This window comes from Streptomyces sp. NPDC041200 (genome assembly GCF_055591805.1).
The window spans coordinates 65,766-90,515 of sequence record NZ_JBVIZF010000008.1 but is presented as its reverse complement, the minus strand read 5'-3'; the positions used below and the strand labels follow the sequence as shown (position 1 = coordinate 90,515).

The 24,750-nt window shown below is 69.1% G+C and carries 21 protein-coding genes; 8 read left to right on the top strand and 13 right to left on the bottom strand.

Translation table 11 applies throughout. From position 1 onward, the window contains the following. Positions 1 to 52 precede the first annotated feature (52 nt). The 3 genes from ACZ6CL_RS20095 to ACZ6CL_RS20085 all read left to right on the top strand — a co-directional run bounded on the left by ACZ6CL_RS20095 (position 53) and on the right by ACZ6CL_RS20085 (position 2,614). Positions 53 to 499: a hypothetical protein gene (locus tag ACZ6CL_RS20095; RefSeq protein ID WP_468937478.1), complete on the top strand. Its 447-nt coding sequence runs from the start codon at positions 53 to 55 to the stop codon at positions 497 to 499. Then, the gene (locus ACZ6CL_RS20090; protein ID WP_468937644.1) at positions 412 to 906 is read left to right on the top strand and encodes a transposase family protein; all 495 of its coding nucleotides are present in this window, start codon (positions 412 to 414) and stop codon (positions 904 to 906) included. Before ACZ6CL_RS20095 ends, ACZ6CL_RS20090 begins: the two co-directional genes overlap by 88 nt. Positions 907 to 1,135: 229 nt before the next feature. Further along, positions 1,136 to 2,614 (top strand): MFS transporter, encoded by a 1,479-nt coding sequence (locus ACZ6CL_RS20085; protein ID WP_468937477.1) that lies wholly within the window; start codon positions 1,136 to 1,138, stop codon positions 2,612 to 2,614. A 412-nt stretch (positions 2,615 to 3,026) separates the two neighbouring features. Here the strand turns inward: ACZ6CL_RS20085 and ACZ6CL_RS20080 are convergent, their stop codons facing one another. Next, entirely contained in the window at positions 3,027 to 4,052 is a 1,026-nt protein-coding gene (locus tag ACZ6CL_RS20080) for a threonine ammonia-lyase (RefSeq protein ID WP_468937476.1), read from the bottom strand. Then, complete coding sequence (locus ACZ6CL_RS20075) at positions 4,049 to 4,513, bottom strand: RidA family protein (protein WP_468937475.1); 465 nt, start codon at positions 4,511 to 4,513, stop codon at positions 4,049 to 4,051. Before ACZ6CL_RS20075 ends, ACZ6CL_RS20080 begins: the two co-directional genes overlap by 4 nt. A 1,338-nt stretch (positions 4,514 to 5,851) precedes the next feature. On the opposite strand from ACZ6CL_RS20075, the gene ACZ6CL_RS20070 reads away from it, so the two are divergent. Next, positions 5,852 to 6,490, top strand: a complete 639-nt coding sequence (locus ACZ6CL_RS20070; protein ID WP_468937474.1) for a CBS domain-containing protein — start codon at positions 5,852 to 5,854, stop codon at positions 6,488 to 6,490. A gap of 128 nt (positions 6,491 to 6,618) precedes the next feature. Here ACZ6CL_RS20070 and ACZ6CL_RS20065 read toward each other — a convergent pair whose 3' ends face one another. Both ACZ6CL_RS20065 and ACZ6CL_RS20060 read right to left on the bottom strand, forming a co-directional pair. After that, positions 6,619 to 7,209 carry a TetR/AcrR family transcriptional regulator gene (locus tag ACZ6CL_RS20065; RefSeq protein ID WP_468937473.1) on the bottom strand — a complete coding sequence of 197 codons (591 nt, stop codon included), beginning with the start codon at positions 7,207 to 7,209 and terminating at the stop codon, positions 6,619 to 6,621. 373 nt (positions 7,210 to 7,582) lie between these two features. Then, positions 7,583 to 8,083: a PaaI family thioesterase gene (locus tag ACZ6CL_RS20060; RefSeq protein WP_468937472.1), complete on the bottom strand. Its 501-nt coding sequence runs from the start codon at positions 8,081 to 8,083 to the stop codon at positions 7,583 to 7,585. A 104-nt stretch (positions 8,084 to 8,187) separates the two neighbouring features. Here ACZ6CL_RS20060 and ACZ6CL_RS20055 point away from each other — a divergent pair, with 104 nt between their 5' ends. Beyond that, entirely contained in the window at positions 8,188 to 8,655 is a 468-nt protein-coding gene (locus ACZ6CL_RS20055; protein ID WP_468937471.1) for a winged helix-turn-helix transcriptional regulator, read from the top strand. A 393-nt stretch (positions 8,656 to 9,048) separates the two neighbouring features. Here ACZ6CL_RS20055 and ACZ6CL_RS20050 read toward each other — a convergent pair whose 3' ends face one another. The 3 genes from ACZ6CL_RS20050 to ACZ6CL_RS20040 form a co-directional block, all read right to left on the bottom strand. Next, positions 9,049 to 9,909 (bottom strand): alpha/beta hydrolase, encoded by an 861-nt coding sequence (locus ACZ6CL_RS20050; protein ID WP_468937470.1) that lies wholly within the window; start codon positions 9,907 to 9,909, stop codon positions 9,049 to 9,051. 119 nt (positions 9,910 to 10,028) lie between these two features. After that, the gene (locus tag ACZ6CL_RS20045; protein WP_468937469.1) at positions 10,029 to 11,090 is read right to left on the bottom strand and encodes an alkene reductase; all 1,062 of its coding nucleotides are present in this window, start codon (positions 11,088 to 11,090) and stop codon (positions 10,029 to 10,031) included. A gap of 474 nt (positions 11,091 to 11,564) precedes the next feature. After that, entirely contained in the window at positions 11,565 to 12,380 is an 816-nt protein-coding gene (locus tag ACZ6CL_RS20040; RefSeq protein ID WP_468937468.1) for an oxidoreductase, read from the bottom strand. A gap of 530 nt (positions 12,381 to 12,910) precedes the next feature. On the opposite strand from ACZ6CL_RS20040, the gene ACZ6CL_RS20035 reads away from it, so the two are divergent. After that, positions 12,911 to 13,294: a hypothetical protein gene (locus ACZ6CL_RS20035; protein ID WP_468937467.1), complete on the top strand. Its 384-nt coding sequence runs from the start codon at positions 12,911 to 12,913 to the stop codon at positions 13,292 to 13,294. 84 nt (positions 13,295 to 13,378) lie between these two features. Then, positions 13,379 to 13,666: a tyrosine-type recombinase/integrase gene (locus tag ACZ6CL_RS20030; RefSeq protein WP_468937466.1), complete on the top strand. Its 288-nt coding sequence runs from the start codon at positions 13,379 to 13,381 to the stop codon at positions 13,664 to 13,666. Between the two features lie 848 nt (positions 13,667 to 14,514). On the opposite strand, the gene ACZ6CL_RS20025 is transcribed toward ACZ6CL_RS20030, so the two are convergent. From ACZ6CL_RS20025 to ACZ6CL_RS20005, 5 genes are all read right to left on the bottom strand, one after another. Then, the gene (locus ACZ6CL_RS20025) at positions 14,515 to 17,175 is read right to left on the bottom strand and encodes a family 78 glycoside hydrolase catalytic domain (protein WP_468937465.1); all 2,661 of its coding nucleotides are present in this window, start codon (positions 17,173 to 17,175) and stop codon (positions 14,515 to 14,517) included. Between the two features lie 196 nt (positions 17,176 to 17,371). Then, a complete protein-coding gene (locus ACZ6CL_RS20020) occupies positions 17,372 to 18,718 on the bottom strand; it encodes an MFS transporter (protein ID WP_468937464.1) in 1,347 nt (448 codons plus the stop codon). A 275-nt stretch (positions 18,719 to 18,993) separates the two neighbouring features. Further along, positions 18,994 to 20,805: a beta-glucuronidase gene (uidA, locus tag ACZ6CL_RS20015; RefSeq protein ID WP_468937463.1), complete on the bottom strand. Its 1,812-nt coding sequence runs from the start codon at positions 20,803 to 20,805 to the stop codon at positions 18,994 to 18,996. Between the two features lie 75 nt (positions 20,806 to 20,880). Further along, positions 20,881 to 21,702, bottom strand: a complete 822-nt coding sequence (locus tag ACZ6CL_RS20010; protein ID WP_468937462.1) for an SDR family NAD(P)-dependent oxidoreductase — start codon at positions 21,700 to 21,702, stop codon at positions 20,881 to 20,883. Between the two features lie 28 nt (positions 21,703 to 21,730). Beyond that, complete coding sequence (locus tag ACZ6CL_RS20005; protein WP_468937461.1) at positions 21,731 to 22,933, bottom strand: family 1 glycosylhydrolase; 1,203 nt, start codon at positions 22,931 to 22,933, stop codon at positions 21,731 to 21,733. 259 nt (positions 22,934 to 23,192) lie between these two features. Here ACZ6CL_RS20005 and ACZ6CL_RS20000 point away from each other — a divergent pair, with 259 nt between their 5' ends. After that, positions 23,193 to 23,813: a TetR/AcrR family transcriptional regulator gene (locus ACZ6CL_RS20000; protein ID WP_468937460.1), complete on the top strand. Its 621-nt coding sequence runs from the start codon at positions 23,193 to 23,195 to the stop codon at positions 23,811 to 23,813. 35 nt (positions 23,814 to 23,848) lie between these two features. On the opposite strand, the gene ACZ6CL_RS19995 is transcribed toward ACZ6CL_RS20000, so the two are convergent. Further along, the gene (locus ACZ6CL_RS19995; RefSeq protein ID WP_468937459.1) at positions 23,849 to 24,622 is read right to left on the bottom strand and encodes an IclR family transcriptional regulator; all 774 of its coding nucleotides are present in this window, start codon (positions 24,620 to 24,622) and stop codon (positions 23,849 to 23,851) included. Between the last annotated feature and the right edge of the window lie 128 nt (positions 24,623 to 24,750).

Sequence of the window (24,750 nt, the reverse complement as noted above, 5' to 3'; positions counted from 1 at the left end):
AGCCGTGCGGCACGGGCGTAACCGGGGTGCCCCCGGCGGCCGTTGAAGCTGTGTGACGAGAACCGAAGCACGCACCGAGGACAGCTGCCCGCTTGTCTACCAATGCCGTCTGTCACTGTCCACGAGCACCGTCAACCACCTAGCCGACGTGTTGCGCCGCCACCTGAAGGCGACACGGTCCCGGTGGCGGATCCTGCCGCCCGGGAAGATCGCGGTGATCGTCCTGGCAGTGCTGCGCCATGACCAGCGCTTGGCCGACATGGCTGGCGGCAGCAACGTCTCCGAGTCCACCGTCCGCCGCTGGCGCGACGAGCTGATCGGACTGCTCGCCGCACAGGCCCCTCGCCTGGACCGCGCCCTGAGGAAGATCGCGAAACGGGGAGGTGAGGTAGTCCTGATCGCGGCACCCTCATTCCCACCCAGCGCCGCACCGGAAGAGCCGACCGACGGAACTACTCCGGCAAACACCGCCGCCACGGCCTGCACTTCCTTGCCCTGACCGACGAGAGAGGCCGCCTGATCTGGATATCCGCCGCCCGGCCCGGCCGCACCCACGACATCACCGCCGCCCGCCACGACCACGTCGTGACTCACCTGCGCGCCGCCGGCCTCGGGGCCCTCGCGGACCTCGGCTTCCGCGGCCTGGACAACGACATACGCGACCCTGTGATCGTTACCGGCTTCACCGCGCCCCGCGCCCCGCGCCCCGCGCCCCGCGCCCACAAGCTCACCACCGGTCGGAGGGTCGCCAACCGCGTCCTCGCCACCGGCCGCGTACCGGTTGAGCATGGTTTCGCCCACCTCAAGAACTGGCGGACTCTCACCAAGCTCCGCGCGAACCCCGTCCGCGTCACCCACCTCCTGCGCGCCCTGCTCGTCCTGACGAACCTTGAAGTCAACCGCTGAGCTTCTTCTTTAACCTCTGCATTGACCACCCACGCGAACCTCCGGGTACAGACAAAAGGTGTGGCCTCGGTTGCTTGTTGCTCGGTACGGTCGCGGCCATGGCAACTGTGGAGGCTCCGGGATGGATGGTTCAACGTGCGGGCACGGGCGACGTGGCTGGGCTCGCGCAGGTTCCGCGACGAACAGCCTCCGCCGCTGATGAACCGGAAATGACCAAGCGACTCAGCAGATGAAGAGCGGATCCGTGTCCACCCTCCCGACGGCCCGCAAGAGCGGACGGGCCTGGGCCCTGCTACTCGTCCTGTGCGGAACGATCTTCCTCGAGGGCAGCGACGTCGCCATGCTGGCCGTTGCCGTGCCCACCATCCGCGCCGATCTCGGTCTGAGCACCGGCACCACAGCGTGGGTGATGAGTGGCTACGTGCTCGGCTACGCCGGTTTCACCCTGCTCGGCGGCCGCGCCGCCGATCTGCTGGGCAGGCGGCGGATGTTCCTCACCTGGCTGGGCGTTTTCCTGGTCTTCTCCATGTTGGGCGGCTTCGCGACCGACGGCTGGATGCTGGTCGTGGCCCGATTCGTCACCGGCGTGGCGGCGGCCTTCATGACCCCCGCCGCCATGTCGATCATCACGACCTCGTATCCGGAGGGGCCGCAGCGCGACAAGGCCCTGCTGGTCTTCGCCGGCGTCGGCGCCGGCGGCTTCTCGCTGGGCCTTGTCATCGGCGGGCTGCTGACCGAACTCGGTTGGCGCTGGGTGTTCTTCGCCCCGGTGTTCCTGGCCGGCGCCATCCTGCTCGCGGCGCTCGGGCTGCTGCCGGCCGAGGCCCGCCCCGAGCCCGCGCAACAGGGCTACGACCTGGTTGGCGCGGCCGCCGCCGCCGGCGCGATGCTGCTGCTCGCCTACGGCATCGTCCGGCTCGAGCACCGCGGCGAAGGGCTCGGGCTGACTCTCGGCGCGCTCGCCGCCGGGCTGGCGCTGGTGGGGGCGTTCATCGTGATCGAACGGCGCGCCAAAGCGCCGCTCGTCCGGCTGGGGATCTTCCGCAAAGCCGCGATGGTGCGGGCCGACCTCGGCGCCCTGCTCTTCCTGGGCGCGTTCTTCGGCTTCCAGTTCATCGTCACGCTTTACCTGCAGGAGCTGCGCGGATGGCCCTCCCTGCAGGCCGCCATCGCGCTGATCGTCATGGGCTGCGACGCCGTGCTGGCGCCCACCCTTACCCCGCGCCTGGTGAACCGCTACGGCAACAGCCGGGTGATCTTCGGCGGCTTCCTGCTGGCGATCGTGGCCTACGGGCTCTTCCTGTTGGTCGAGATGGACTGGTCATACGCGGCGATGTTCCCGAGCCTGATCATCGCGGGCACCGCCTTCGCCCTCGCCTACGGTCCGCTCACCATCGCGGCGACCGACAGCGTGGCCAAGGAGGAGCAGGGCCTGGCCGGCGGGCTGCTGTACACGTTCACCCAGTTCGGCTCAGCGGTCGGGATCTCCGCGGTGACCGCGGTGTACGGGATCGCCGTGGACGGCACCGATGGCTCACCGGACGCGGTGCTGGACGCCTACCGAACCGCCCTCGTAGTCCCGGTGGTCATGGTGCTGCTGGGAACGGCGGTCTCCGCCTTCGGCCTCCGCCGAACCAGGACCGCCAGCCAGCGGAAGAGCGCGGCGCCTGCGGCCCGCGGCGAGGTCAACGACGGCGTTCCAGGGTAAGGCCAACGACGCCCCACACCGAGTCCATCACGCCTCCCCCGTACCAACCACCGCTTCCGTACTGCCGCCTAGTTTGCCTGACGGCAACGCCGTCCCCAGGCCTCTCATGGCACGGTGATCAGCGGAAAAGGAATGCGATACAGCTTTGGCAGAAGATCTACTTCACAGTCTCCAGTCCACGACCAGCGCGAGCACCTCGGAATACCGTCACACCAGCCTTTTGACCAGCGACTTCAAGTTGGCGGAGGCTCAGTGCGATGAGCGGCCGCGGTCAACGTGCCGAACTCCTCGATCAACGCCAGCAGCCGCAGCTGACCGGGATCCACGAGCCTGCACTCATCTGTGGGTCCGCGGTGGGACTTCGCTCCCCCGAGACCGGCGTGGCCACCCTCTCGGTCCCGCCGCGGTGCCATCAGTGTGCTTCCCCGCCCAGGCCCGCCACGGCCTGGCGGTACACCTCCCCGTCGGCATTGCCGCCCGAGGCCACGATCACCACGGTCTTGCCCCGCAGATCGGTCTTCCGGGCCAACAGCGCCGCCAGCGACGCGGCGCCGCCCGGCTCGACGACGATCTTGAGGAGTTGGTGGGCCACCCCCACGGCGGCAAGGGCCTCGTCATCAGTGACGGTCAGCCCGGTCACGTCGTAGTTGCTCAGGACGGCCAGCGGGCGTGCGCCGACCACGGGACCGCCGATCGCGTCCATGACGCCCCCCGGAGGACGGGGATTTGCACAGACCTGGCCGGTCGACAGAGACCGGGCCATCTTGTCGAACCCGGCCGGTTCGACGATGTGGTTCGCCAGCCGGCCCGGGAACTCGTGGCCCAGTGCGGTGATGACGCCGGAGGACAGGCCGCCGCCACTGCAGTTCATCAGAACCGCGTCGGGCGCCGTCTGCTGCTCCCTCAGTTGCTCGGCGATTTCCAGGCCGACAGTGCCCTGTCCCGCCATCACCCGGGGGTCGTCGAACGGAGGGACCAGCGTCATGCCGCGCTCCCGCGCGATAGCCTCGGCGATTTCTTCCCGGTCCTCGGTCTGCGGGTCGTAGAAGACCGTCTCGGCTCCCCACCAGCGGCAGTTGTCCACCTTGACGCGTGGGGCCGTTCGCGGCATGACCACGCAGACCCGGCATTCCACGAGCCTGGCCGCCGCGGCCACGCCCTGGCCGTGGTTGCCCGCCGAGTAGGTCACGATTCCCGAACGCCGGGCCTCCGGGGCGAGGGAGAGGACGGTGTTGAGCGCTCCCCGCACCTTGAACGAGCCCGTCAACTGCAGGCATTCCGCCTTGACCCAGACGCGGGCACCGATGAGTTCGTCCAGCATGGGGGAATTCAGCAACGGCGTCCGCACCACGCGCTCGGACAGCCGGACCGCGGCCTCGCGGATTGCGTCGATCCCGAAGCCGGGCACGACGTCCGTCTCGACGTTCTTCCCGCTCACGGCGCCACCTCGAACAGCGTCTCGATCTCCACCGGGGCCCGACGCGGCAGTGTATGCGCCCCGACCGCGGCGCGGACGTGCCGACCCCGCTCGCCGAGTGCCAGGATCAGCAGATCGGAGGCGCCGTCCACCACACGCGGCTGCTCGGCGAAGTCGTCGGCGCAGCGCACATACCCCGTCAGCTTCAGCATCCTGAGCCGGTCGAAGTCGCCGTCGCATGCGAGAACGGCGACGGCCAGTGCGTTGAGCGCGCACAGAGCTGCGGCTTCCTGCGCCTCCGCAATGCTGAGATCGACGCCTACGACCCCTTCGTACTGGGGCTGCCCATCGGCCAGGCAGGTCTGCCCGGCCACGAGCACCTGGCTCCCGGAGCGGACGTAGGGGACGTAGGTGCCGTTGGGTGCTGGGGGCTTCGGCAGACGAAGGCCCCGCTCTGCCAGTCGGGTGTGGAGGTCGGACAACGTCGTGTGTCCTTTCGGGCTGGCGTGCCGCAGTGAACGCCACCGCCGACGCAACAGTGGCCGGCAAGGCGCTGCGACCGGATGAACCCATAGTGAACACTGATTACCGAGGGCGTCCAATAACAAGTAATGATCGCCCGATGCCCGCTCGGCATGGCATGTGGTTCAGGCAGTCGCCTCGTGAGAAGCCGACGCCGACGACCGGGGCGATATAGGCTGCCGGCGCGCAGCATGGCCGAGGCGGGGCTTCAGGCGCTGAGCCGCGGCTCGCTCCCGGCCGACCGACAGGCCCGTCTCGGCAGCGTATGTCGTGCTTCGAACGATGCACTCGCTGTCCCCAACGGCGGCGCCGGTGCGTGTCCGCGATCGACGGCGGCATGGTGAGGTGCCTGTCCGCGGTGTTGGCCGACCGGATCCGACCACCGTCTGGCGCCCCTTCCAGCGCACCAGACGGCGGTGCCAGACCAGCGGGGCGCCCGGAGTGACCAGCCGATGGCGACGCAAGACGGAGGGCAGGTGCCGGTCGAGAGCGGAGAGCACGGCACGATCAGCCCACGAGAGCCGCGGCCGCTCAACCTACCGGCGCAGCAACGGCGACCTCATGACGAAGCACGAGGATCTCGGCGTTGTTCGCGGCGGTCGATCGGCCCAGCAAGAGGAAGCAGCCCAGGAGACGACAGAAGATCAGGTAGAGCAGTCGCAGACCCACGATCACTGATCATGCCCACATTCAGACGATCGCGAAGCCCCAGGTCAACCACCGTACGGCAATAGAGACACCCTTCAGGGGGATGCGGTGAGGGCCACGTTCAGCGTGGCGCGGAACAAGCGGTGAAGGATCCGTTCCAGACAGCAAACACTGCATATATCCATCACTGAGCTCACAAGTGACTCAGCCGCCTCAGTGGTGAGGTGGGTGCATGTGGACCGGACGTGTCAGCGGTCGCGATGGTGAAGACAGCGACTCGGGTCGGCAGGTCTACAGCGGTCACCTCTACGTCCCCCGGCACCGAGGAGCGGTGGTTGAGGAGACCCAGCTCGAGGGAGCAGTGCCCACGAGCCCTGCGGCCACCAGCACAGTGGCCGTGGCCGCGGCCCCTTCGTCCGTTCCGGGGTCGTGACCGTGGGCACGCGCTCGGCCGCGCTCCTGGCCGTAGGACCGCCGGCCTTCCCCGCCAGGCCGAACGTCAGTGGTCGCCGGAGCGGCACGGTGCTGTCATGGGTAGAGAAGACGGCGTGGACGAGCCGGCAGGGCCGCGGCGCCCGGCGCGCCGCGCGTGGCCTGCCCGGGCGGTCCGGCCGCGGCCGCGCCGTCGCGAAGCGGAGGAGGCCGATGCCATGCTGCACCGCCGCACGGTCGGGGACGTGATGACCGAGGAGGTCGTCACCTTCCGCCCCGACACGCCGTTCCAGGAAGTCGCCGCTCTGCTGGACGCGAACGACATCGCCGCGGCCCCGGTCGTGGACGACAACGGCGCACCCCTCGGCATGGTGTCCGCGTCCGACGTGCTGCGGCACGAGACCGGCAGGCCCGATCTGCAGGGGAAGGACGGGAACGACGAGCGAGCCTGGGGCAAGGCCCGGGCCCGGGCCGCAGGCGCGCTCATGAGCAGCCCCGTCTTCACCGCCCGCGCCACCTGGACGATCCCCCGGGCCGCGCGGGAACTCCGCAGGCGGCACGTCAAGCAGCTGCCGGTGGTCGGCGATGACGGGCTCCTCACCGGTATCATCAGCCGCAGCGACCTCCTCGACGCCTTCCTCCGCTCCGACCTCGAGATCCGCGACGAGATCGAGCAGGACGTCCTGGGACGCATCCTCGGCCTGGACGAGGGCACCGTCGCGGTCGAGGTCCGTGACGGGGACGTCACCCTTCGGGGCCACGTCCCGGAACCGCCTCTCATCCCGGTGGTCGTGGGCCTCTGCCAGGGCATCGACGGCGTCGCCGCCGTGGACGCCCACCTCGCCGCCGCGGGCTAGACCGTATGGAGGGCCGGCGCCTCGCTCGTAAGTTGGCGCGGGTCGCCGTCACATGGTGGTGACGGTAGAGCCGCAATTACGGGAGGCGCCGGCCCTCCATACGGTCTAGGGGCTGGGGACGTGGTGCATCAGACGTGCTGCCCGGCGTCCAGCAGGGCGAGGGCGTTGCTTATCCCCTGATCGAGGAGTTCATTGGCGAGTTGACTGTCGGTCAAGGCGCGGGAAAGTTGCAGTGTCCCGGCCATCAGGCCGAGGAGACTGAGCGCCTTCACACGCGCGGAGGACGGGGCTTCGGGCGCCATGCGGGCGGCAATGCCCTCGATGAGGACCAGCACGCCGTCGGTGTACGCCTGCCTGGTTGTGTCGGTACAGCGCCCGATTTCGTCGAGCAGAGCGGCGTTGGGGCAGCCGTCACCGAGGCTGGCGCGGTGCTGGGGCGACAGATACCCGCGTACGATCTGCTCGAGGCCGGCACGGCCAGGCGCAGCCCGCGCGACGACGTTCTCGGCCTGCTCCTTCAACTGGTCGGCGATTGCCGTGGTGACGAGGTCATCTTTGGATTCGAAGTGAGCATAGAAGGCTCCATTGGTCAGCCCCGCGTCCTTCATGAGCGTCGAGACCCCGGAGCCGTCGATACCGTCTTGCTTGAACCGGCGGCCCGCCCTCTCGATGATCCGCCGCCTCGTGTTCCACTTGTGCTCTTTTCCGTACCGCACCACAGCACACGCTCCTTCGCCGGCCGGAAGGACCAGTTACTCTTCACCGACTTCGCCAGTCTATGGTATTGCGAACGTAATCTAAAGAGTCGGCGTGGCGACGGTCGGCCACCTCCTCGCCAGTCGCCCTCTGCGGCAAGACGGCGAGCGAGCGTCGGGCTTTCATCAGTGAGGGCAGGCACGGACCCAGCGCCTGAACTCGCCCTCATCGGCGCGACTCATGGAGTCGGCCGCCATCATGAGCCGCGCCGACCACCCCCAGGCGCGTCGGCGCTCATCGCCCAGGATGCCGTCGACCTGCTCCTGTCCGCCGAGATGTCGACGCACTCCCTGTTGCCCCGGCTGCCCCACCGAGCGAGGGCCCTGCCTGCGGGAGTCACCCCTGAGGGGCGGGCACCGGGAAGAGCATGCAGCTGCTGGTGGCATGGGCGAGCAGACGGTCCGTCGCGTCGACCAACTCTGCCTGGGCCAGGGCAGTTTGGCGACCCTTGCTGACAACCGTGCCGATGGCGCGCACCGGGCCCGTGTCCACGGTGATCCGTCGCAGGAACTTCACGGTCAGGTCGAGCGAGGTGTACGCCATGCCCTGCGGGAGGGTGGATTGGACGGCGCAGCCCGCCGCCGAGTCGAGCAGGGTGGCGAAGACGCCGCCGTGCACGCTGCCGATCGGGTTGTAGTGCTCCTCGCCTGGTATCAGCGAGAAGACCGCCCTGCCGGGCTCCACCTCGTCCAGGGCGAAGTCGACGGTGTTGCTGATCGGCGCCCTCGGCAGCCTCCCCGCCTGCACCTCGCGCAGGAAGTCGATGCCGGCCATGCGCCCGGCGGCCTCCGCCGAGATCGCGGAATCGTCCCAGTGATACGTACGCGTTCGCCCCACGGTCCGGCGCCTTCCCTCTGACTGTCAGCTGACTATTTCAAGTGAAGCTAGACTTCTGTTCACCTGGCTGTCAATGATGAAGGCAGGCCCCTTACGATGGCGCGATGGAGTGGCTTGAGGTGAGCACGGAGAACTGCCCCGTCCAGCGCACGCTCAACGTGATCGGGGAGAAATGGACGCTGCTGATCCTGCGTGACGCCGTCAACGGCGTCCGCCGCTTCGACGACTTCCACCGCCACATCGGCCTGTCGGAGGCCGTCCTCAGCGACCGCCTCCGCAAGCTGACCTCGTCCGGCATCCTGAAGACCGTCCCGTACCAGGAGCCTGGAAGCCGCTCCCGCAACGAATACCGCCTGACCCGCAAGGGCTGGGACCTGTGGCCCGTTCTGATGGCTCTGAGCCAGTGGGGCGAGGCATACACCCTCGACTCCGAGGGTCCTGTTCTGGATGTCCGCCACACCGAGTGCGACGCCCCGGTCCGCGTCGTCGTCGAGTGCTCCGCGGAGCACTCGGCCCTCACTCCCCGTGACGTCACTGCCCGGCTGGGAACAGGCGCCCGCCTCCGGTCGTGAGCCGTCGACCTCGCGGTCGCGGGCCAAACAGGGGCGAGACATCAGCTGAGTGCCGTGCACTCAGCTGCCGTTGCCCGTCAGCGCACGATTGACTTCGGCGCGCCGCCCAACCGAACTCGATGGCGTAGGTCGGGCCGTCGCTGTCGACCGGATGCGACGGATCCTCGGCCCGGAACGGCGACCCGAAAGTCGGCGAGCTTGGTCGCGCGCGGCGGTGCGGCGCGTAGTTGAAGCCGCCGTCGTGGTCGGTCGCCCCGGCCGTCGCCCGCGGGACCGGGACGAGGTCGCGTGCGTCGCGGACCCGCGCGCCGCCGAAGGCCGGGTCGGCATCCGTCCACCGTCCCGATCCGGCAGGCACGCGAATCTTGCAATTGCCGCGCCCGTACCGCTCGGTCAGATCTTCGTCTTCTCACGGACCCACGCGCCGATCTGTGCGATGGCGGCGTCGGCCTCCGGAACCCGGCCGGCACCGTAGACATACGAGTGCTGGCCTCCCGGGACCACCACGGTCGCCGTGTCGATTCCGGCGTCCTCGACGCGGGCGGCGAACTCCTCGTCCTCACCGGCCAGAACCTCGTATGTTCCCCAGGAGATGAGGGTCGGGGGGAGACCGCTCAGGTCCGCCCGGTTCAGATTGATCCTGGCGTCCGTGAACTCGATGCCCGTGCCGCCGAGCCAGGACTCCCGGAAGAACTCCAGCAGATCCTTGCTGAGTATCTTGTCCGTCTCGGCCTTGGTCACCATGGTCTCGTTGGCGATCTCCAGGTCGCACCAGGGGGAAATCGACACGATGGCGCCAGGCAGCGGCTGCTTCTTGTCGCGGAGGCGAAGCGCCAGGGCGACAGCGATGAACCCGCCGATCGAGTGGCCGATCGTGATGATGTTTCCCGGCTCATACCCTTCGGACAGCAGCCAGTTGAATGCCACCTCCGCGTCGTCCACCTGAGCCGGGTATTTGTGTTCCGGTGCTCGCCGGAAGTCCAGGACCAGTACGGGGGCCCCTGCGGCCTTGGCGATATGGCCGGCGAGCTTTCGGTCGACGAATGCTGACGACAGAACGGAGCCCCCGGCGTGACCGTGCAGGAGGACGTAGTCGGTGTTGATGTCGACCGGTTCGCACCAGATTCCCAGAACGCCGCCCGCGTCCACCTCCCGATAGGTGACGCCTTCCGGCTCCCGGGCCGTGAGATGAACGCTCTCCGACCGGGTGCGTATCGCATCCAACTCGGACTCGGGAATTACCAGTCCGGCCATAAAGTCCGCGAACTCGATTGCCTGTGGGCTCAGTTCAACAGCAGCGTGATCAGACACGTGGCACCTCCATGGGCCATTTGGGCATACGGGCCCACCGGGACCGGTATCGCCGGGGTATGTCAGGCGGTGTGGGTGGGGTAGTCGGTGTAGCCGGCCTCGCCGCCGCCGTAGAAGGTGGCGGGGTCGGGGGTGTTCAGCGGCGCGCCGATGCGTACGCGCTCGACCAGGTCGGGGTTGGCGAGTGCCATCACACCGACGGTGACGATGTCGGCCAGGCCGTCTTCGAGGTCCTTGACGCGGGTGGCGATGTCAGTGCCGGCCCGATTGAGAACCAAAGTGGTCGGCCACAGCGTGCGGAGGGTGTGCAGGTGTTCGTCGTCGCCGCCGTGGCCGATGTGCAGGTAGGCGAGGTTGAGCGGGGCCAGGGCGCGCACGAGTGCCGGGTACAGCTCGTGGGTGTCGCTCTCCGCGATGTCGTTGAACGGGTTGCCGGGAGAGATCCGGAAGCCGGTGCGGCCGGCGCCGATCTCCTCGGCCACGGCGGTGGCGACCTCCACCGCGAAGCGGATGCGATTGTCGATGGAGCCGCCGTAGCGGTCGGTGCGCTGGTTGGTGTTGGTGGCAAGGAACTGGTGCACGAGGTAGCCGTTGGCGCTGTGGATCTCGACGCCGTCGGCGCCGGCCGCGATGGCGGCCGCCGCGGCGCGGCGGAAGTCCTCGACCGTGGCGGCGACCTCTTCGGTGGCCAGCTCGCGCGGTACCGGCATCTCCTGAGGGCCGGACGGGGTGAACATGGTGCCCGCCGGCCGGACAGGGGAGGGGGCGACCGGCTGCCGGTGGTGGGGGGTGTTGTCGGGGTGGGACATCCGTCCGGCGTGCATGAGCTGGATGACGATGCGTCCGTCCGCGCCGTGCACGGCGTCGGTGACCTTGCGCCAGCCGGCGATGTGCTCCTCGGAGTAGATGCCGGGGGTGAGCAGGTAGCCCTGGCCGTCGGCGTTGGGCTGGGTGCCCTCGGTGATGATGAGGGCGTGCGAGGCGCGCTGGGCGTAGTACTCGGCGTTCAGCTCGGTGGGTATGCCTTCCGGGGTGGACCGGTCCCGCGTCATGGGGGCCATCGCGAGCCGGTGCGGCAGGGAGATTTCCCCGACGACGATCGAATTCCACAGGGCGTTCAGCATGGATGATTCCTCAAACAAGGTGTAGGAGAGCGGCGGGGTGTTGGGTTGCGACGAGTAGCGCCTACGCGGTGACCCGCCGGATGGGCCCGGTGACCTTCCACCGTGGAAGTCATTGAGCCGTCGGGGTCGACGGTGATGTTCTCGGGGATCTCACCGGCGGCGAAGTCGAACTTCGACGCGGTCCGTACATCGGTGACGACGGATCCGCTGTACGAGTTTCCCGTCCCTGCGGACGCGGACGGCGCCGGCCCCATGACGGCCGCCGTCGCGGTGACCGCCGGCGCGATTCCGACGTTCTGCTTCAGAGATCGCCTTGCGCTCGATGCACCGCGCCGGGCCGTTTGGCGGCGTTGCTGCTGTATGACCTCGGCAAATCAACGAATGGTTGAGCAATGGACTTTCGAAAAACCAGTTACCCAAGGCCCATCAGACGCATTCAGGAGGAATCGGCGCCCTTGCGGCCGTACCGGGAGGTCACGTGGGCATACGGTTGTTCTTGCGGATCTGCTTGTCGAACATCCCGGCGGGGACGAGGCGGCGCGCCGTGGTGACGCGTGAGGCCAGCGGGCCGGCGGCGTAGCGCAGCTTCGGCTTCTCGTCGGTGGCCGCGGTGACGATCACTTTGGCGACGATGGCGGGGTCGTCGCCGCCCTTTATGGCATCCGCGATCACCTCGTCGAAGACGCGCCGTCGCTTGGCGTACAGAGGCAGCGGGGTGTCGGGCTGCGCGGCGTTGGTGTCGAAGCTGGTCTTGGTGTAGGCGGGCTGGACGAGCAGGACCCGGACGCCGTGCTCGCGGACCTCGTGGTCCAGCGACTCGGAGTAGCCCTCGAGGGCGTGCTTCGACGCGACGTAGAGGGCCATGAAGGGCTGGGGGGCGACCCCGAGGACGGACGAGATGTTGATGACGCGTCCGCCGCCCTGGGCGCGCATGTGCAGCAGGACGGCCTTCGTCATGCGGATGACGCCGAGGACGTTGATGTTCAGGACGTTCTGGGCCTGGGCGACGGAGTTCTCCTCGACGGCGCCCGCCGAGCCGATGCCCGCGTTGTTGACCAAGACGTCGATGCGCCCGAACCGGTCGATCACCTCTGCGACCGCGGCGGTGGCCGAGTCGTCAGTGGCCACGTCGAGATCGAGGTACGTCACGCCGGCGGGCGGGGTGAGTCCGGAGGTCTTGCGGCCGGTTCCGATCACCTCGAAGCCCGCCGCGACGAAGGCGCGGGCCGTCTCCTTGCCGATCCCCGATGAGGCACCTGTCACGAGCGCCACCGGCCGAGTTGTCGTCATGACAGACTCCCTTGGACTTTAGATTACGTTCGTAAGTCTTACGTTCGTACGACCATATGATGCTTATCGGTCGCTGGCAAGGGTCACGTCCGGCAATCCGAGAAAGATCCGCGAAACGGTGGGGTGCGGTACGGGAAGGACCACGAGCGAACGACGAGCGGTCGACCGAGACGGCCACGTACCGCTTCAGAACGGCCGCACAGCCCGTGACCTGGGACGACGCTCCGATGAGCCGATCCGGCACCATCGGTCGTTGTGCTCGTACGAATGCCCTGTCTGGCCGCCACGCGGATCTTCGCGTGGCCGCTCCTCCTCTGCCGATCGTCCGCCGCGAAGGAGGTCGAAATACTGATCTTGGGACACGAGGCCGCGATCCTGCGCCAGGCAGGTTGCTGCCCCGATGCCGACATGGCCGGACCGGGCACTGCTCGCCGCTCTCGCTCGCCTCCGTCCTCGGACGCTGCGTGGCCGTCGGATCGCCTCCCCGCGCACCCTGCTCGCCGAGAACGCCATCCGCCCTGGTCGGAGGCATGCATCGAGACTGGCGGTCGTCGGCCCCGATGATCGCCGCGCTGATGCCCGGGGCCCGCGCGGTGCTGCGCCGGATCACCTACCTGGGCGGCACCACCTCGTTCGACGAAGTGCAGCAGTACTTCACCGACCATCCGACCACGCCGATCCCGAAGGCGAAGATCGGCGGGACCCTGACCAGCGTCCAGGCGGTACAGCGCCGCGTCGGCCCGCCCGGCTCCTCCCGGCTGCTCCAGCGGGACGAGCGGGCACGGCTCTACCACATCGACCGGGTGCGGGTAGAGGGGCTCAAGCGGGCCTTCGCGATCGCCGATGCCCGCCCCGACCCGCTGCGCGCAGTGAACCCACCGCACGCGTCACCTGACGGGCCGTGCCATCGGTAGAAGAACGTCTCGCTGCGCCGAGCGCCGAGCTGGGGTCGGGCGGCGGCCAGCCACGCTCGCGTCATCTGCGGGCCGGCTCGGCGGGTGCCCTTCACCGGACTGGTCTTCTGCCGACCCGACGGACGCCCCCTACGACCCCAGACCATCCTGGACCGATTCCACCGGCTCTCCAAGAAAGCCGATGTGCCCCGCATCGCCCTGCACGACCTGCGCCACCTCGCCGCCACCCTCACCATCACCGCAGGAATCCCCCTCACCGTCGTCTCCAAGACCCTGCCGCACACTCCCCCCTCTCCACCACCGCCAACATTCACAGCCACCTCACCCACCAAGCCGCCCACGACGCCGTGGACGCGATCGACGCCACCCTGACCAAAGCCGACCGCGACACCACCCGCCGGCACTGGCCCACCTGGCTGCGACCACCCCGCGACCACCCCGCGACCACCCCAACGAGCATCACAGCCCACTCAAAGCCTTCTACTCCCCCGCCCTGAACCTGACTTCACCGACAGCGTCTCGTCCCAAAGCACCGTGCGACCACCATGCGACCACCACACCGGAAAACACGAAAAGACCGTCCCCGCATCTCTGCGGAAACGGCCTACGACCTGCGAAAACGCTGGTCGGGACGACAGGATTTGAACCTGCGACCCCTTGCCCCCCAGTCAAGTGCGAACACCGAATTCCCCGGAATTACGGCGCTTTTTGCAGGCCAAATACGTGCGGTAACGCCTGAGTTGTGCGGGGTCGCGCACACCGTGTGGTCCCCAAGTGGTGCCCACGAGAGGGCCTCCACAAGCCAGCTTCGCTTCCACTTCCATCCTGCACCGCTTGGCAACACCCGACAAGAACCCACCAAGGGAGAGATGAGCCGCCAGAGGGACCCCAGTAGTGGGGATGCCGATGAACTGTTCGGGGCACCGCTGAGCCGCCTCGTCACCTCAAGGCGCACCGTCCTGCCCAATGCTGTCTGAGGTGCAGCGCTGAGCATTCGAGCCCCCACAGCACGGGGCCTGATGAAAGCAGCCAGCCCGCCCTGCATCCGGCAAGCGGGTCGGCCCGCGGCTCACGGCGAATCGCGTCGCGCCGGACGCGCCCCAAGCCGGAATCCGGTGCGGCTGCAGAACCGGTCGGCTTACCCGCGTGCCGCCGCACCGCGTGGGCCGAGCGGATACCGCGCAGTTTCGCACGGCCGTCGGACGTTCGTCGGGGGCATCTCAACCTCCCTTCGGCATAGGTCGGGTGCCCCTGAAGGTGCCGCAGGTGACGGCCTCGACGGTGCCGTCGGGGAAGACGACGCGCGCGGTACTGGCCGGCGGGACGTCAACCGTGATGGCGAGCTCATTGCCGGTCACCCGCCACTCGACGGCGATCGTGCCCTGCGGAGACTCGTGCGTGCCCCGGGCCCAGGTCACCGCCAGGTGCGGGACGGGCGCGACCTCGAAGGATTCCCAGGCGACCGATCCCGGTGCCTGCCGCAGCCCCAGGGTGTGGGTGTGCAGGAAGCGGATCACGGCGCCCTTGCTGTAGTGGTTCAGGGAGTCGTGGGCGTCACCGTTCTCGTCGATGCCCTCCCAGTCTTCCCAGATCGTGGTCGCGCCGCGGTCGAGCATGTACAGCCAGGACGGTGCGGTGCGCCGGAAGAGCAGTTCGTAGGCGACGTCGGCGTGTCCGGTGTCGGCCAGGACCGGGAGCAGGTCGCCGGTGGCGAGGAAGCCGGTGCCGAGGTGGGTGTCAGCGGCGCGGATCAAGTCGACCAGGCGCGCGGCGGCGGCCTCACGCAGCTCGTCGGGGACGAGTCCGAGAGCCAGGGCGCGCACATAACCGGCCTGGGTGTCGCCGGTGGTGTGTCCGTCCGGGGCGAGGAACTCGGTACGCCAGGCGTCGCGGACGAGCTCGGCGGTCTGGGTGTAGCGGGCCGCGTCCTCGGTGCGGCCCAGCACCCTTGCGACACCGGCCAGGGTCGCCGTCGAGCGGTACAGGAACGCCGTGCCGATCTCGCCCTTGTCGGCCATGAACCAGGCGACGGGGTTGGTCTTGACCGGGTCGATGCGGGTGCCGTCGGCCGCCTTCGACTTCGGCTCGGTCCACTCGCCCCAGTGGAAGGAGCCGTCCCAGAGGTACCGCTCGTGCGGCAGCGGCTCGGCCGAGCGATCGGTCCGGGACGGGTGGCGGGCGGTGCGGGCGGTCCGCAGCGCCCACTCGACCCAGCGGACCATCGCTTCCCAGTTCTCGGCGAGCACCTCCCGGTCGCCGTAGGACTCGTACAGCTCCCAGGGGACGGCGACGATCGCGTCGCCCCAGCCGGCGGAGCCGGTCATCATGGCGAACTGGTCGTCGAGATGGAGTTTGATGCGGCGGCCGTCGGGCGAGAAGTTGGCGATCCGGCCGTCGGGCAGCTGATCGTCGCGGACGGAGCGGAGCCATTTGCGGCTGAATCCGAGGACGTCGTACAGGCGCGTGGCCGTCGGTGCGAAGACCTGGTAGTCGCCGGTCCAGGCGAGGCGTTCACGGGTCGGGCAGTCCGTGGGCACGTCGACGGCGTTGCCGCGGAAGCTCCACTCGGCGATCTCGTGGAGGCGGGTGAGGTCGTCATCGCTGCAGGCGAAGGTGCCGGTGCGGCGCAGGTCGGTGTGGACGACGCGCATGGTGAGGCTCGCGGGGTCGAGCGGGGCACCGTCGCGGCTCAGGCGCGCGTACCGGAAGCCGTGCACGGTGTGACGCGGCTCGAACGTCTCGCCACGGCCCGCGGAGACGGCCTCGTCGCGCTGGACGAAGGGGATCGGGTCCTCTCCGGGCCGGGCGGAATCCAGGTGGGCAGTCGTCAGGTCGCCGTCGGCGCCGACGTGCTCGCCGTAGTCGACGACAGTGCGGGTGCCGGTGGGGCCGAGATCGGTCAGGGTGATCCAGCCGGAGGCGTTCTGGCCGAAGTCGGCGATCCAGAGCCCGTCCTCGAGCGGTTTGACGGACTCCGCCGGGCGGGAGTCGACGACGCGTACGGGGGGCGCGGGCGACCAGTCGATCGCGGGCGCCTCGACTTGGTCGACGAGGACTGGTTGCCCGGTGTCGGGCCGACCGCGGAAGTCGGTGGTCTGCCCGTCCATGAGGTCGGCCCGGGTGATGGCCGACCCCAGGCTCGTCCAGCTCTCGTCGCTGCGCACGACCTGACGTGAACCGCCCTCGTACGCGATGTGCAGTTCGGCACGTGCGCCGAGCACTGTGCCCCAGCCGGCGGGCAGACGGAAAGCGCCGACCTGCCCCCGGTACCAGCCGTCGGAGAGGAGTATCTCGATCAGGTTGTCGCCCGCCTTGACGGCGGCGGTGACGTCCGATGCCTGGGCGTAGAGCGTGCGGTCATACGACGTCGCACCGGGTGACAGTTCGGCGGTGCCGGCCCGCTCACCGTTCACGTACGCCTCGTACACGCCGAGCGCCGTCGCGTACAGCCGCGCCGAGCGCACCCCGGGCCGTGCCTGGAACCGGGTCGTGAGGATGTGGGCCGGGCGCTTGCCGTAGCCGGGGTCGCCGGATCCGGCCGGGGATATCCAGCGCGCCTGCCAGTCCTCATCGAGGAGGCCGACCTCGAACGCGTTCCACTGCGACCACGGCGACCGGCCATCGGTGGCGTCGACCCGGACCCGCCAGGCCACCTGGCGGCTGCTGCGGAGCACCACGAAGGGCCAGGGAAGGAACCGGTGCCGGCCGGGTGCAACTCTCACCGCGGGCTGTGCCTCGCCGTCGATGGTGCACTCCAGCTCATATCCCGCCGGGAGTCCCACGTCCGACGGTGGCTTCCACGACAGGCGGGGTGTGGGGCCCGACACGGCGAACTGGTCACCGCCGCTGTCGACGCGCAGGTCATACGGTGCGTTGTTCATGCTCTGCTTTCTCGGAACTCGATGAACTCTGTTGTCTCTCACGACGGTTGCCGCAGCGAGCGCGGCGAGGGGAAGAGCGCGGGCAGGGACATGGATGGGGAGGCGCTCCTCGGAGGACGACGAGGGGGTGTTGGCCGGCGTGTGCGGGGAAGGGACCACACCCGTTCCGCGCGCAGACGACTGCCGACGTGCCCGGTTACCGGACCGTCTTGACCTTGAACTTGATGATCAGGCCGCCGGCGAGCGCCAGGATCGCGCCGCTCAGGTAGAGCAGTGTGTAGTTCTTGTCGCTGCCCGTGACGCCGATGGTGATGATGAGCGGGGCGACGAGCGGGGCGATGGCACTGGGGATCTTCTGCGCGAACGCGACGACCGCGAGATATCGGCCGGCCTGCGCCCGGTCCGGGAGGACGGCGAACACGATCGCCTGGTCGACGGCGCTGAACAGCGCGATGGCGAGCTGCATCAGCACCGCGCCGGCGACGAGCTGGGGAAGCGAGTGGGCGAACGCCTCGGTGACGGCCCCGGCCACGAAGATCGTGGAGCCGAGCAGGGTGAACAGCTTGCGCCGGCCCAGCTTGTCGGAGAGGAAGCCGCCCCCGATGGCGCCGCCGGCCGCCGCCAGCACCCCGATGGTCCCGATGGTCGCGACGACGCCGGCGACCTCCTTGACGGGCAGGTCGAGTCGCTGGGCGTAGAAGAACGTGCCGAAAGTGGTGTTGAAGTACAAGCCCATGAAGAAGACGAAGCGGCCGAGCCAGTTCCAGCCGAAGTCGGGGTACCTCCGCGGATTGAACCCGTAGCTGGCCACCAGGCCCTTGAGGGTCACATCGCCGGCGTGGACGAGTTCACGGGAGTCGCCTTCCGGCTTGAGGACCGGGAACAGCAGGAGCAGGGCCGCTCCGAGGACGCCCGGGACCAGGAACACCAGGAGGGTGCTGGAGGCCACCGCGTACGCGATGCCTATGCCGATCACCGGCGCGATCTGGGTCGTGACGCCGGCCAATGCCGAGACGCGGCCGCGCTGCTCCTCGGGCACGCGATCGGCCTGGACGTTCTGGATGGCCTGCCCCGCCGTGGACCAGCCGACCATGCCGATGACCCACGACAGGCCCACCAGGAGGACGGTGGGTGTGACGGCGATTCCGAAAAGCCCGACGATGCCGAGGACCGTTCCGACGATCAGGAATGGTGTCCTGCGGCCGAGGCGGGAGCGCATCCGGTCGCTCCAGAAACCGATCAGGGGGCTGAGGACCAGGTAGACGAATTGGGCGGACCCGGTGACGTATCCGAGGAGTTCCTCGCGTCCGGGGGCGAGGTCGGAGATCCGCAGTGCCAACGAGTAGGACAGGGGCACCATCAGGGCCAGCGAGGCCCCGAAGTTGGCGATCATCATCCAGGTGAGGTAGTCCGTGCCGACCTTCTCCAGCGGCGGCGCCTCGATCTCGGGAGCGGGGGCCTCGGCCGGCTTCTCACCGTCGTCCTTCGCGGGCCCGTTCTGCGGGGATGCGGCCACGCTGATGTCGCGATCGTTGTGAGCCATGAGGACTCCTTCGTCTCATGATTGCCAGGTGGCACGGCAGTTGCCGGAGGACGGCGCCGTTGATGTTGATGCCGTCGTCGCTGAGCAGAAAGGTGATGGAGGCCCCCACCTGTTCGGCGGTGGCCAGGCTTGGACTCGCCTGCTGGAAGGGGGCAAGACGGGCGGAACCCGTCTGCGACACGTGCGCGGGCATCGCGATACCGGTCGTCACAGGTCGCGCGGACCGCCGACGTCCACGGCCGATCAGGGAGAACGACGATGAGCGGGGAGAAGCGTCAGTCCTCCGCGGCGTGGCCGGGCTTGCGCCCGTCCAGGCCGCGCCAGCGGCGGCGGAGGGCGAACGCGGCCGTCTTCGGTTTGCGGTCGCGGGTGAATACGCCCTTCTTGTTGCCGTCGACGCGGTGGATACCGGCGGAAGTCTGGAAGTCGGCGAAGTTCCAGACGTGTTCGCCGACGAACTCGGGAATGCGGTCGAAGACGCGGTGGTACATGGCGAGGTAGTCGCTCTGGTACTCCTCGCTCCACGGCGTGTCCCAGACGGAGTGCAGGCCGGGCTGGGTGTCGGCGCCGTACTCGGACATCATGACCGGCTTGCCGAAGCGCCCGGCCCAGCCTCGGAGGTCCTCCTCCAGGTACTGCTCAGCGGTCGCGAGATCGCCGGTGAAGAGGTACCAGCCGTAGTAGCGGTTGATGCTCAGCACGTCGAACAGGTCGCCGATCTGGTCGTTCTGCGGCGTGGCGAACATGACCGCGGCGTAGGTGAGGGGGCGGGTCGGGTCGAGCTTGCGGGCCAGTTCGACCAGCGGCTCGAAGTACTCGCGGGCGCCGTCCTCGTTGGAGGCCGGTTCATTGGCCAGGCACCACATCACCACGCTGGGGTGGTTCTTGTCCCGCTCGATCAGCTCCCGCAGGTGCTGGGCGTGGACCTCGCCGGTGGTCCCGCCGAAGTTCTCCGGCGCGAAGGTCGGCGTCGGTGCCTGGCCGGTGAGGCCGCCCATGACACCGAGGTTGAGGCCGACGGCGGCGGTTTCGTCGATGACGACGATGCCGTGCCGGTCGGCGAAGTCGAGCACCTCCTCCGCGTACGGGTAGTGCGAGGTGCGGAAGGAGTTGGCGCCGGTCCACCGCAGGAGCTGGAAGTCGTGGACGAGGTAGGCGTCGTCGTGGCCCTTGCCGCGGACGGGGGTGTCCTCGTGCTTGCCGTAGCCGGTGAAGTAAAACGGTTCGCCGTTGACGAGGAACTCGGTGCCCCGCACTTCGACGGTGCGGACACCGAAGGGCTGGGTGTAGCTGTCGACGGTCTCACCGTCGGAGACCAGCTCCACCACGAGGTCGTAGAGGTAGCCGGCGCCAGGCTGCCAGAGGGTGACGTCCTCGATGCGGAAGGTGCCCTGGGGTCCGTGTGCCTGCGCCACGGTCCGGCCCGCCTCGTCGACCGCGCGCACCCGGACGGTAGTCGTCCCGGCGGCCTCGCCGGCGGTCTCCACGCGGTAGTCGACGATGCCGGCCGTACCGTCCCGTCCGGTGACGACCGTGACGTCCTCGACGAAGGTCGGCGGTGTGCTGCACAGGCGGACCGGGCGTGCGATGCCCGCGTAGTTGTAGAAGTCGTGCAGGTACGACTGGCGTGCGCGGCCGTCGGGACCGGTGGTGATGGTCCCCGGCGGGATCGTCTCGTTGGTCAGCCGGTTGTCGACACCGACCGTCAGCCGGAACTCGGCGCCGGGGTGGACGAGCCCGGTCAGGTCCGCCTCGAACGGGGTGTAGCCCCCGGTGTGTTCGGCTACGAGCCGGTCGTCCGCGTAGACCTGCGCGGCGTGGGTGACGGAGCCGAAGCGCAGGACCACCCGCTCCCCCGCCCAGCCGCGCGGCACCCGCACGTCGCGCTGGTACCAGGCGACTCCGACATGGTCACGGATCTCCGCGTCCACGAAGAGGTCGTTGTAGCTGGCGGGGACGGACGCTTCGAGGGGCGAGGTGAGCCGCGACGTCCACGGGGTGGCGCCGACGCGGGTTTCGAGGGCGAACCGCCAGAGTCCGTCAAGGCTGACGATGTCGCGGGTGGGGCTGGTGCGGGGCGAGAGCATGGGGCTCCTACGCGTCGTTGTGGGTCAGTGGCCCGAGCGATGACAGGGGTGGGTACGGGGCGGAAGAGCGGTGGATCAAATCGTTTCACCGGCATCGGCGAGGAGCGTGCTCCCCGTCATGAAGGCCGAGAGGTCGCTCGCGCAGAACAGCACCACGCGGGCGATGTCGTCGGGGACGCCGAGCCGGCCGAGCAGGCCCGGCTGCATCACGGGCACGAGGTCGTCTGCGTCCGCGGCGGCCTGCGGCGAAGCAGCGGCCGCCATGTTCCCCTCGGTCGGCACGTACGTCGGTGCGACACCCAATACGCGGACGCCGAACGGCGCGAATTCCAGGGCGAGTTGCCGGGTGAGCCCGCGTGCCGCGTGCTTGGAGCCGACGTAGGCGGCGAGCCCCGGGGCCGTCCCCCGGAATCCCGCGGTCGAGACGACGTTGACGATGGCGCCCCCGTGCCCGGCCTCGCGCATCCGAAGGGCGGCCTCCTTGGAGCCGAGGAAGACGCCGCGCGCGTTCACGGCGAACACCTCGTTCCAGGTCTCGTCGGACATCTCCAGCGCGGGGACGCTGGGGAAGATTCCGGCGTTGTTGACCCAGATGTCGAGCCCGCCCAGCTCCCGGACCGCGAGGTCGGCGGCCGCGGCCACGCTCCCGGCGTCGGTGACGTCCATGTGGGCGGCCAGCGCACAACCCGGGCGGCGGGCGTTCAGATCCTCGGCGACGGCGGCGGCGAGCTCTTGGTCAAGGTCGGCAACGAGCACGTCCGCTCCTGCTTCGGCCAGGCGCTGGGTGATGGCCCGGCCCAGTCCACGGCCTGCGCCGGTCACGACGGCGCGCCGCCCGGACAGCGAGATCAGCTCGGCCAGGGGCCGGGACGAGACGTCGGGGACGGATACCCGCACAGTGTGTGTCCTTCCGGTGGTGGTGCGGTCAGCCGCGCCTGCGGCGGGCGGTTTCGCCCAGCCAGGCGAGGCTGGGCTTGGGGCGGCGCTCGAAGGTCTCGCGGTCGACCTCGATCAGGCCGAACGTCGGCTCCCAGTGGCCCCACTCGTAGTTGTCCAGCAGGCTCCAGTGCAGATAGCCGCGTACATCGGCGCCGTCGGCGATCGCCGCCTCGAGATGGTCCAGGGCCACGCCGGTATAGGCGATCCGGCGGTTGTCGTCGCGGGTGGCGATGCCGTTCTCGGTGATCAGGATCGGCATGCCGCCGGTGACCTCGGCGGTGTGCCGCACCGCGATGCCCAGGGCGTCCGGCCGGTAGGCGGTTCCGACGAGAGTGTTGTCCGGGTGCCGCGGGTGGGGCTCGATGCCGTCCGGGCCGACCCACTGACTGGAGTACGACTGCACGCCGACGAAGTCGTCGCCGCGCGCCCCCTCCAGGTAGAGGTCCTCCCAGATGTACTCCAGCTCCCGCTTCTTCTCCTCGGCCCCCGGGCGGGCGACGAAGGCGCGGTTGGCGACCGTCCAGCCGACCTTGGCGCCGGTGCGCTCGCGCAAGCCGTCCCGTACGGCGTGGTGCGCCTCGACCAGCCGTTCGCCGATCTTCACGTCGGGGGCCGGCAGCGGCGGTCGCGGACCCTCGTTGTCCACGGTGGGGCTCTGCCACTCCCCGGCCGCCTGCTGGTTCTGCATGGCCTGCGCCATGCCGGCCATGATGGCCAGCATGTTGGGCTCGTTCATGGTGACGACCCACTCGACGCCTTCGAGGATCGGGGAGACCGCCTCGGCGTACGCCCGGAACCGCTCGGTGGCGCGGTCGCCGAGCCAGCCGCCTTCCTGGGCGAACCAGAGCGGGCTGGTGAAGTGGTGCAGGGTCACGACCGGGGTCAGACCGAGCTCGAAGGCTGTTTCGATCATGCACCGGTAGTGGGCGAGTTCGGCCCGCGAGATCATCCCGGGGACCGGCTCGATCCGTGCCCACTCGATGCCGAAGCGGTAGGCGTTGAGCCCGGCGTCGGCGAGCAGCTTCATGTCCTCGCGGTAGCGGTGGTAGCTGTCGCAGGCATCGCCGCTGCGCTCCATGCCGGCCACACGCCCCTCGCTCGCCCAGAAGTCGCTGTTGAGGTTGTTGCCCTCGATCTGGTGCGGTGCGGTGGAGGCTCCCCAGAGGAACCCGGGAGCGAGTTCGGTCATCGTCGACTGCCTTCCTGAGTATCGGTGGTGACGGGCGCGGTGGCGCCTGCGCTGCGACCGGGTCGTACGGATGCGGCGAGCAACAGCCCCCCTGCGTGTCGGGGCGGCCGGTGCGCACGTATGCCGACGGACGAGCACCAACCTTTACCATGTGGTTGGTTTTCGATCGGAACGTAGACCGCGACCACAAGAGCGGGAAGACTGTTACTCGGCTTCGTAATCAGAGCGTTATACGTTGGCGTAACAAAGGGAGCACATCGTGACTCAGGCAAAGACCCGCGGACCGTACGCCAAGACGGCGGCCCGCCGGGCGGAGATCGTGCGGGCGGCACGCGACAGCTTCGCCGAGCGCGGGTTCACCAAGGCCTCCCTGCGGGACATCGCCGAACGGGCCGGCATCACCCACGCGGGCCTCCTGCACCACTTCCAGAACAAGGACGACCTGCTCGCCGCGGTGCTCGCCGAGCGGGACACCGAGGAGTGGCAGTACGGCCTGTCGCGGGTCGCGGGCATGGACGAACTCGCGCCGCACCTCGGCGAACTCCTGCGCCACCACCAGAAGTCACCCGAGCTGATGCGCCTGTGGATCGAACTCGCCGCGGCCGCCTCACGCCCGGATCACCCGGCACACGCCTACTTCGTCCAGCGCTACGACATGGGGCGCACGCACTTCGCCCAGGGCATGCACGAGAAGGCGGACCGCGGCGAACTGCACAAGGGTCTCGCCCCCGAGCACGCGGCCACCCTCCTCCAGTCCGTGCTCAACGGCCTTCAGCTGCAGTGGCTCCTTGACCACGACCTGGACATCGTCGGACCGATCCGCGCGTTCCTGGACCTGATCTTCCAGACGGACGAAGCGAGCGAGCCGGACGGGGCATGATGCCGGTGGAGCGCGGCCGGACCAGGCACGCGGCCCTACCGGACTCCAGCCGATGAACGCCAGCCCAGCCTGCGGGACACGGCCAGTCCGGAGGCGATGACCGCCGGGCGTACCGTCCGGAGATCGACCGACCCGGCGCCTACGACGACGGACAGGGCCGCGACGACCTCACCGTCGGCGTTGATGACCCGCGTGGCCACCGAATCGACCCCCGGTGTCGCCTCCTGGCGGACGACGGCCACGCCGGTCTCGCGGCACTCGGCCAGCAGCGTCCGCAGCCGCGCCGGATCGGTGACGGTGCGGTCGGTGTACGCCTGAAGGCCCTGCGCGATGACCTGCTCCGTCAGCTCGGGTCCGGCGTGGGCGAGCAGCACCTTGCCCACACCGGAGCAGTGCAACGGCAGCCTCCCGCCGATCTTCGACATGACGTCCACCGCGTTGCCCGTCGACAACCGCTCGACGAGAACCGCCTCGGTGCCTTCCAGTACCGCAAGCTGTACGTGCTGGCGCAGCGCTGTGTGCAGGTCGTCCATGTAAGGGAGCGCGGCGGTGCGCAGCGGAACGCTCAGCGGCGCCAGGGTGCCCAATTGCCACAGCCGGAGGCCGATGCTGAAGCTGCCGTCCGGTGCCCGGTCCAGCGCCCCGGCTTCGACGAGCTCAAGCGCCAGCCGACGCACGGTGGCATGGGGCAGCCCCGTCCCCCGGGTCAGGTCGGCGAGGGTGAGCCGGGACCGGCCGGGCCGGAACGCGAAGAGAACCTCGAACAGCCGCGAACTCACGCTGCGACCGGGCTGGCTCGTACGGGGCATCAGACCTCCGCTCCCCATGGCGGCGCCGAAAGAGGACGTCCATTGAATGAACATAGCCGTTCCCGGCGGTGAAGCACACCGGTGAGGATCGGGGTCTCACCAGGACGTTCGCCCTCGATGAGGAGTGA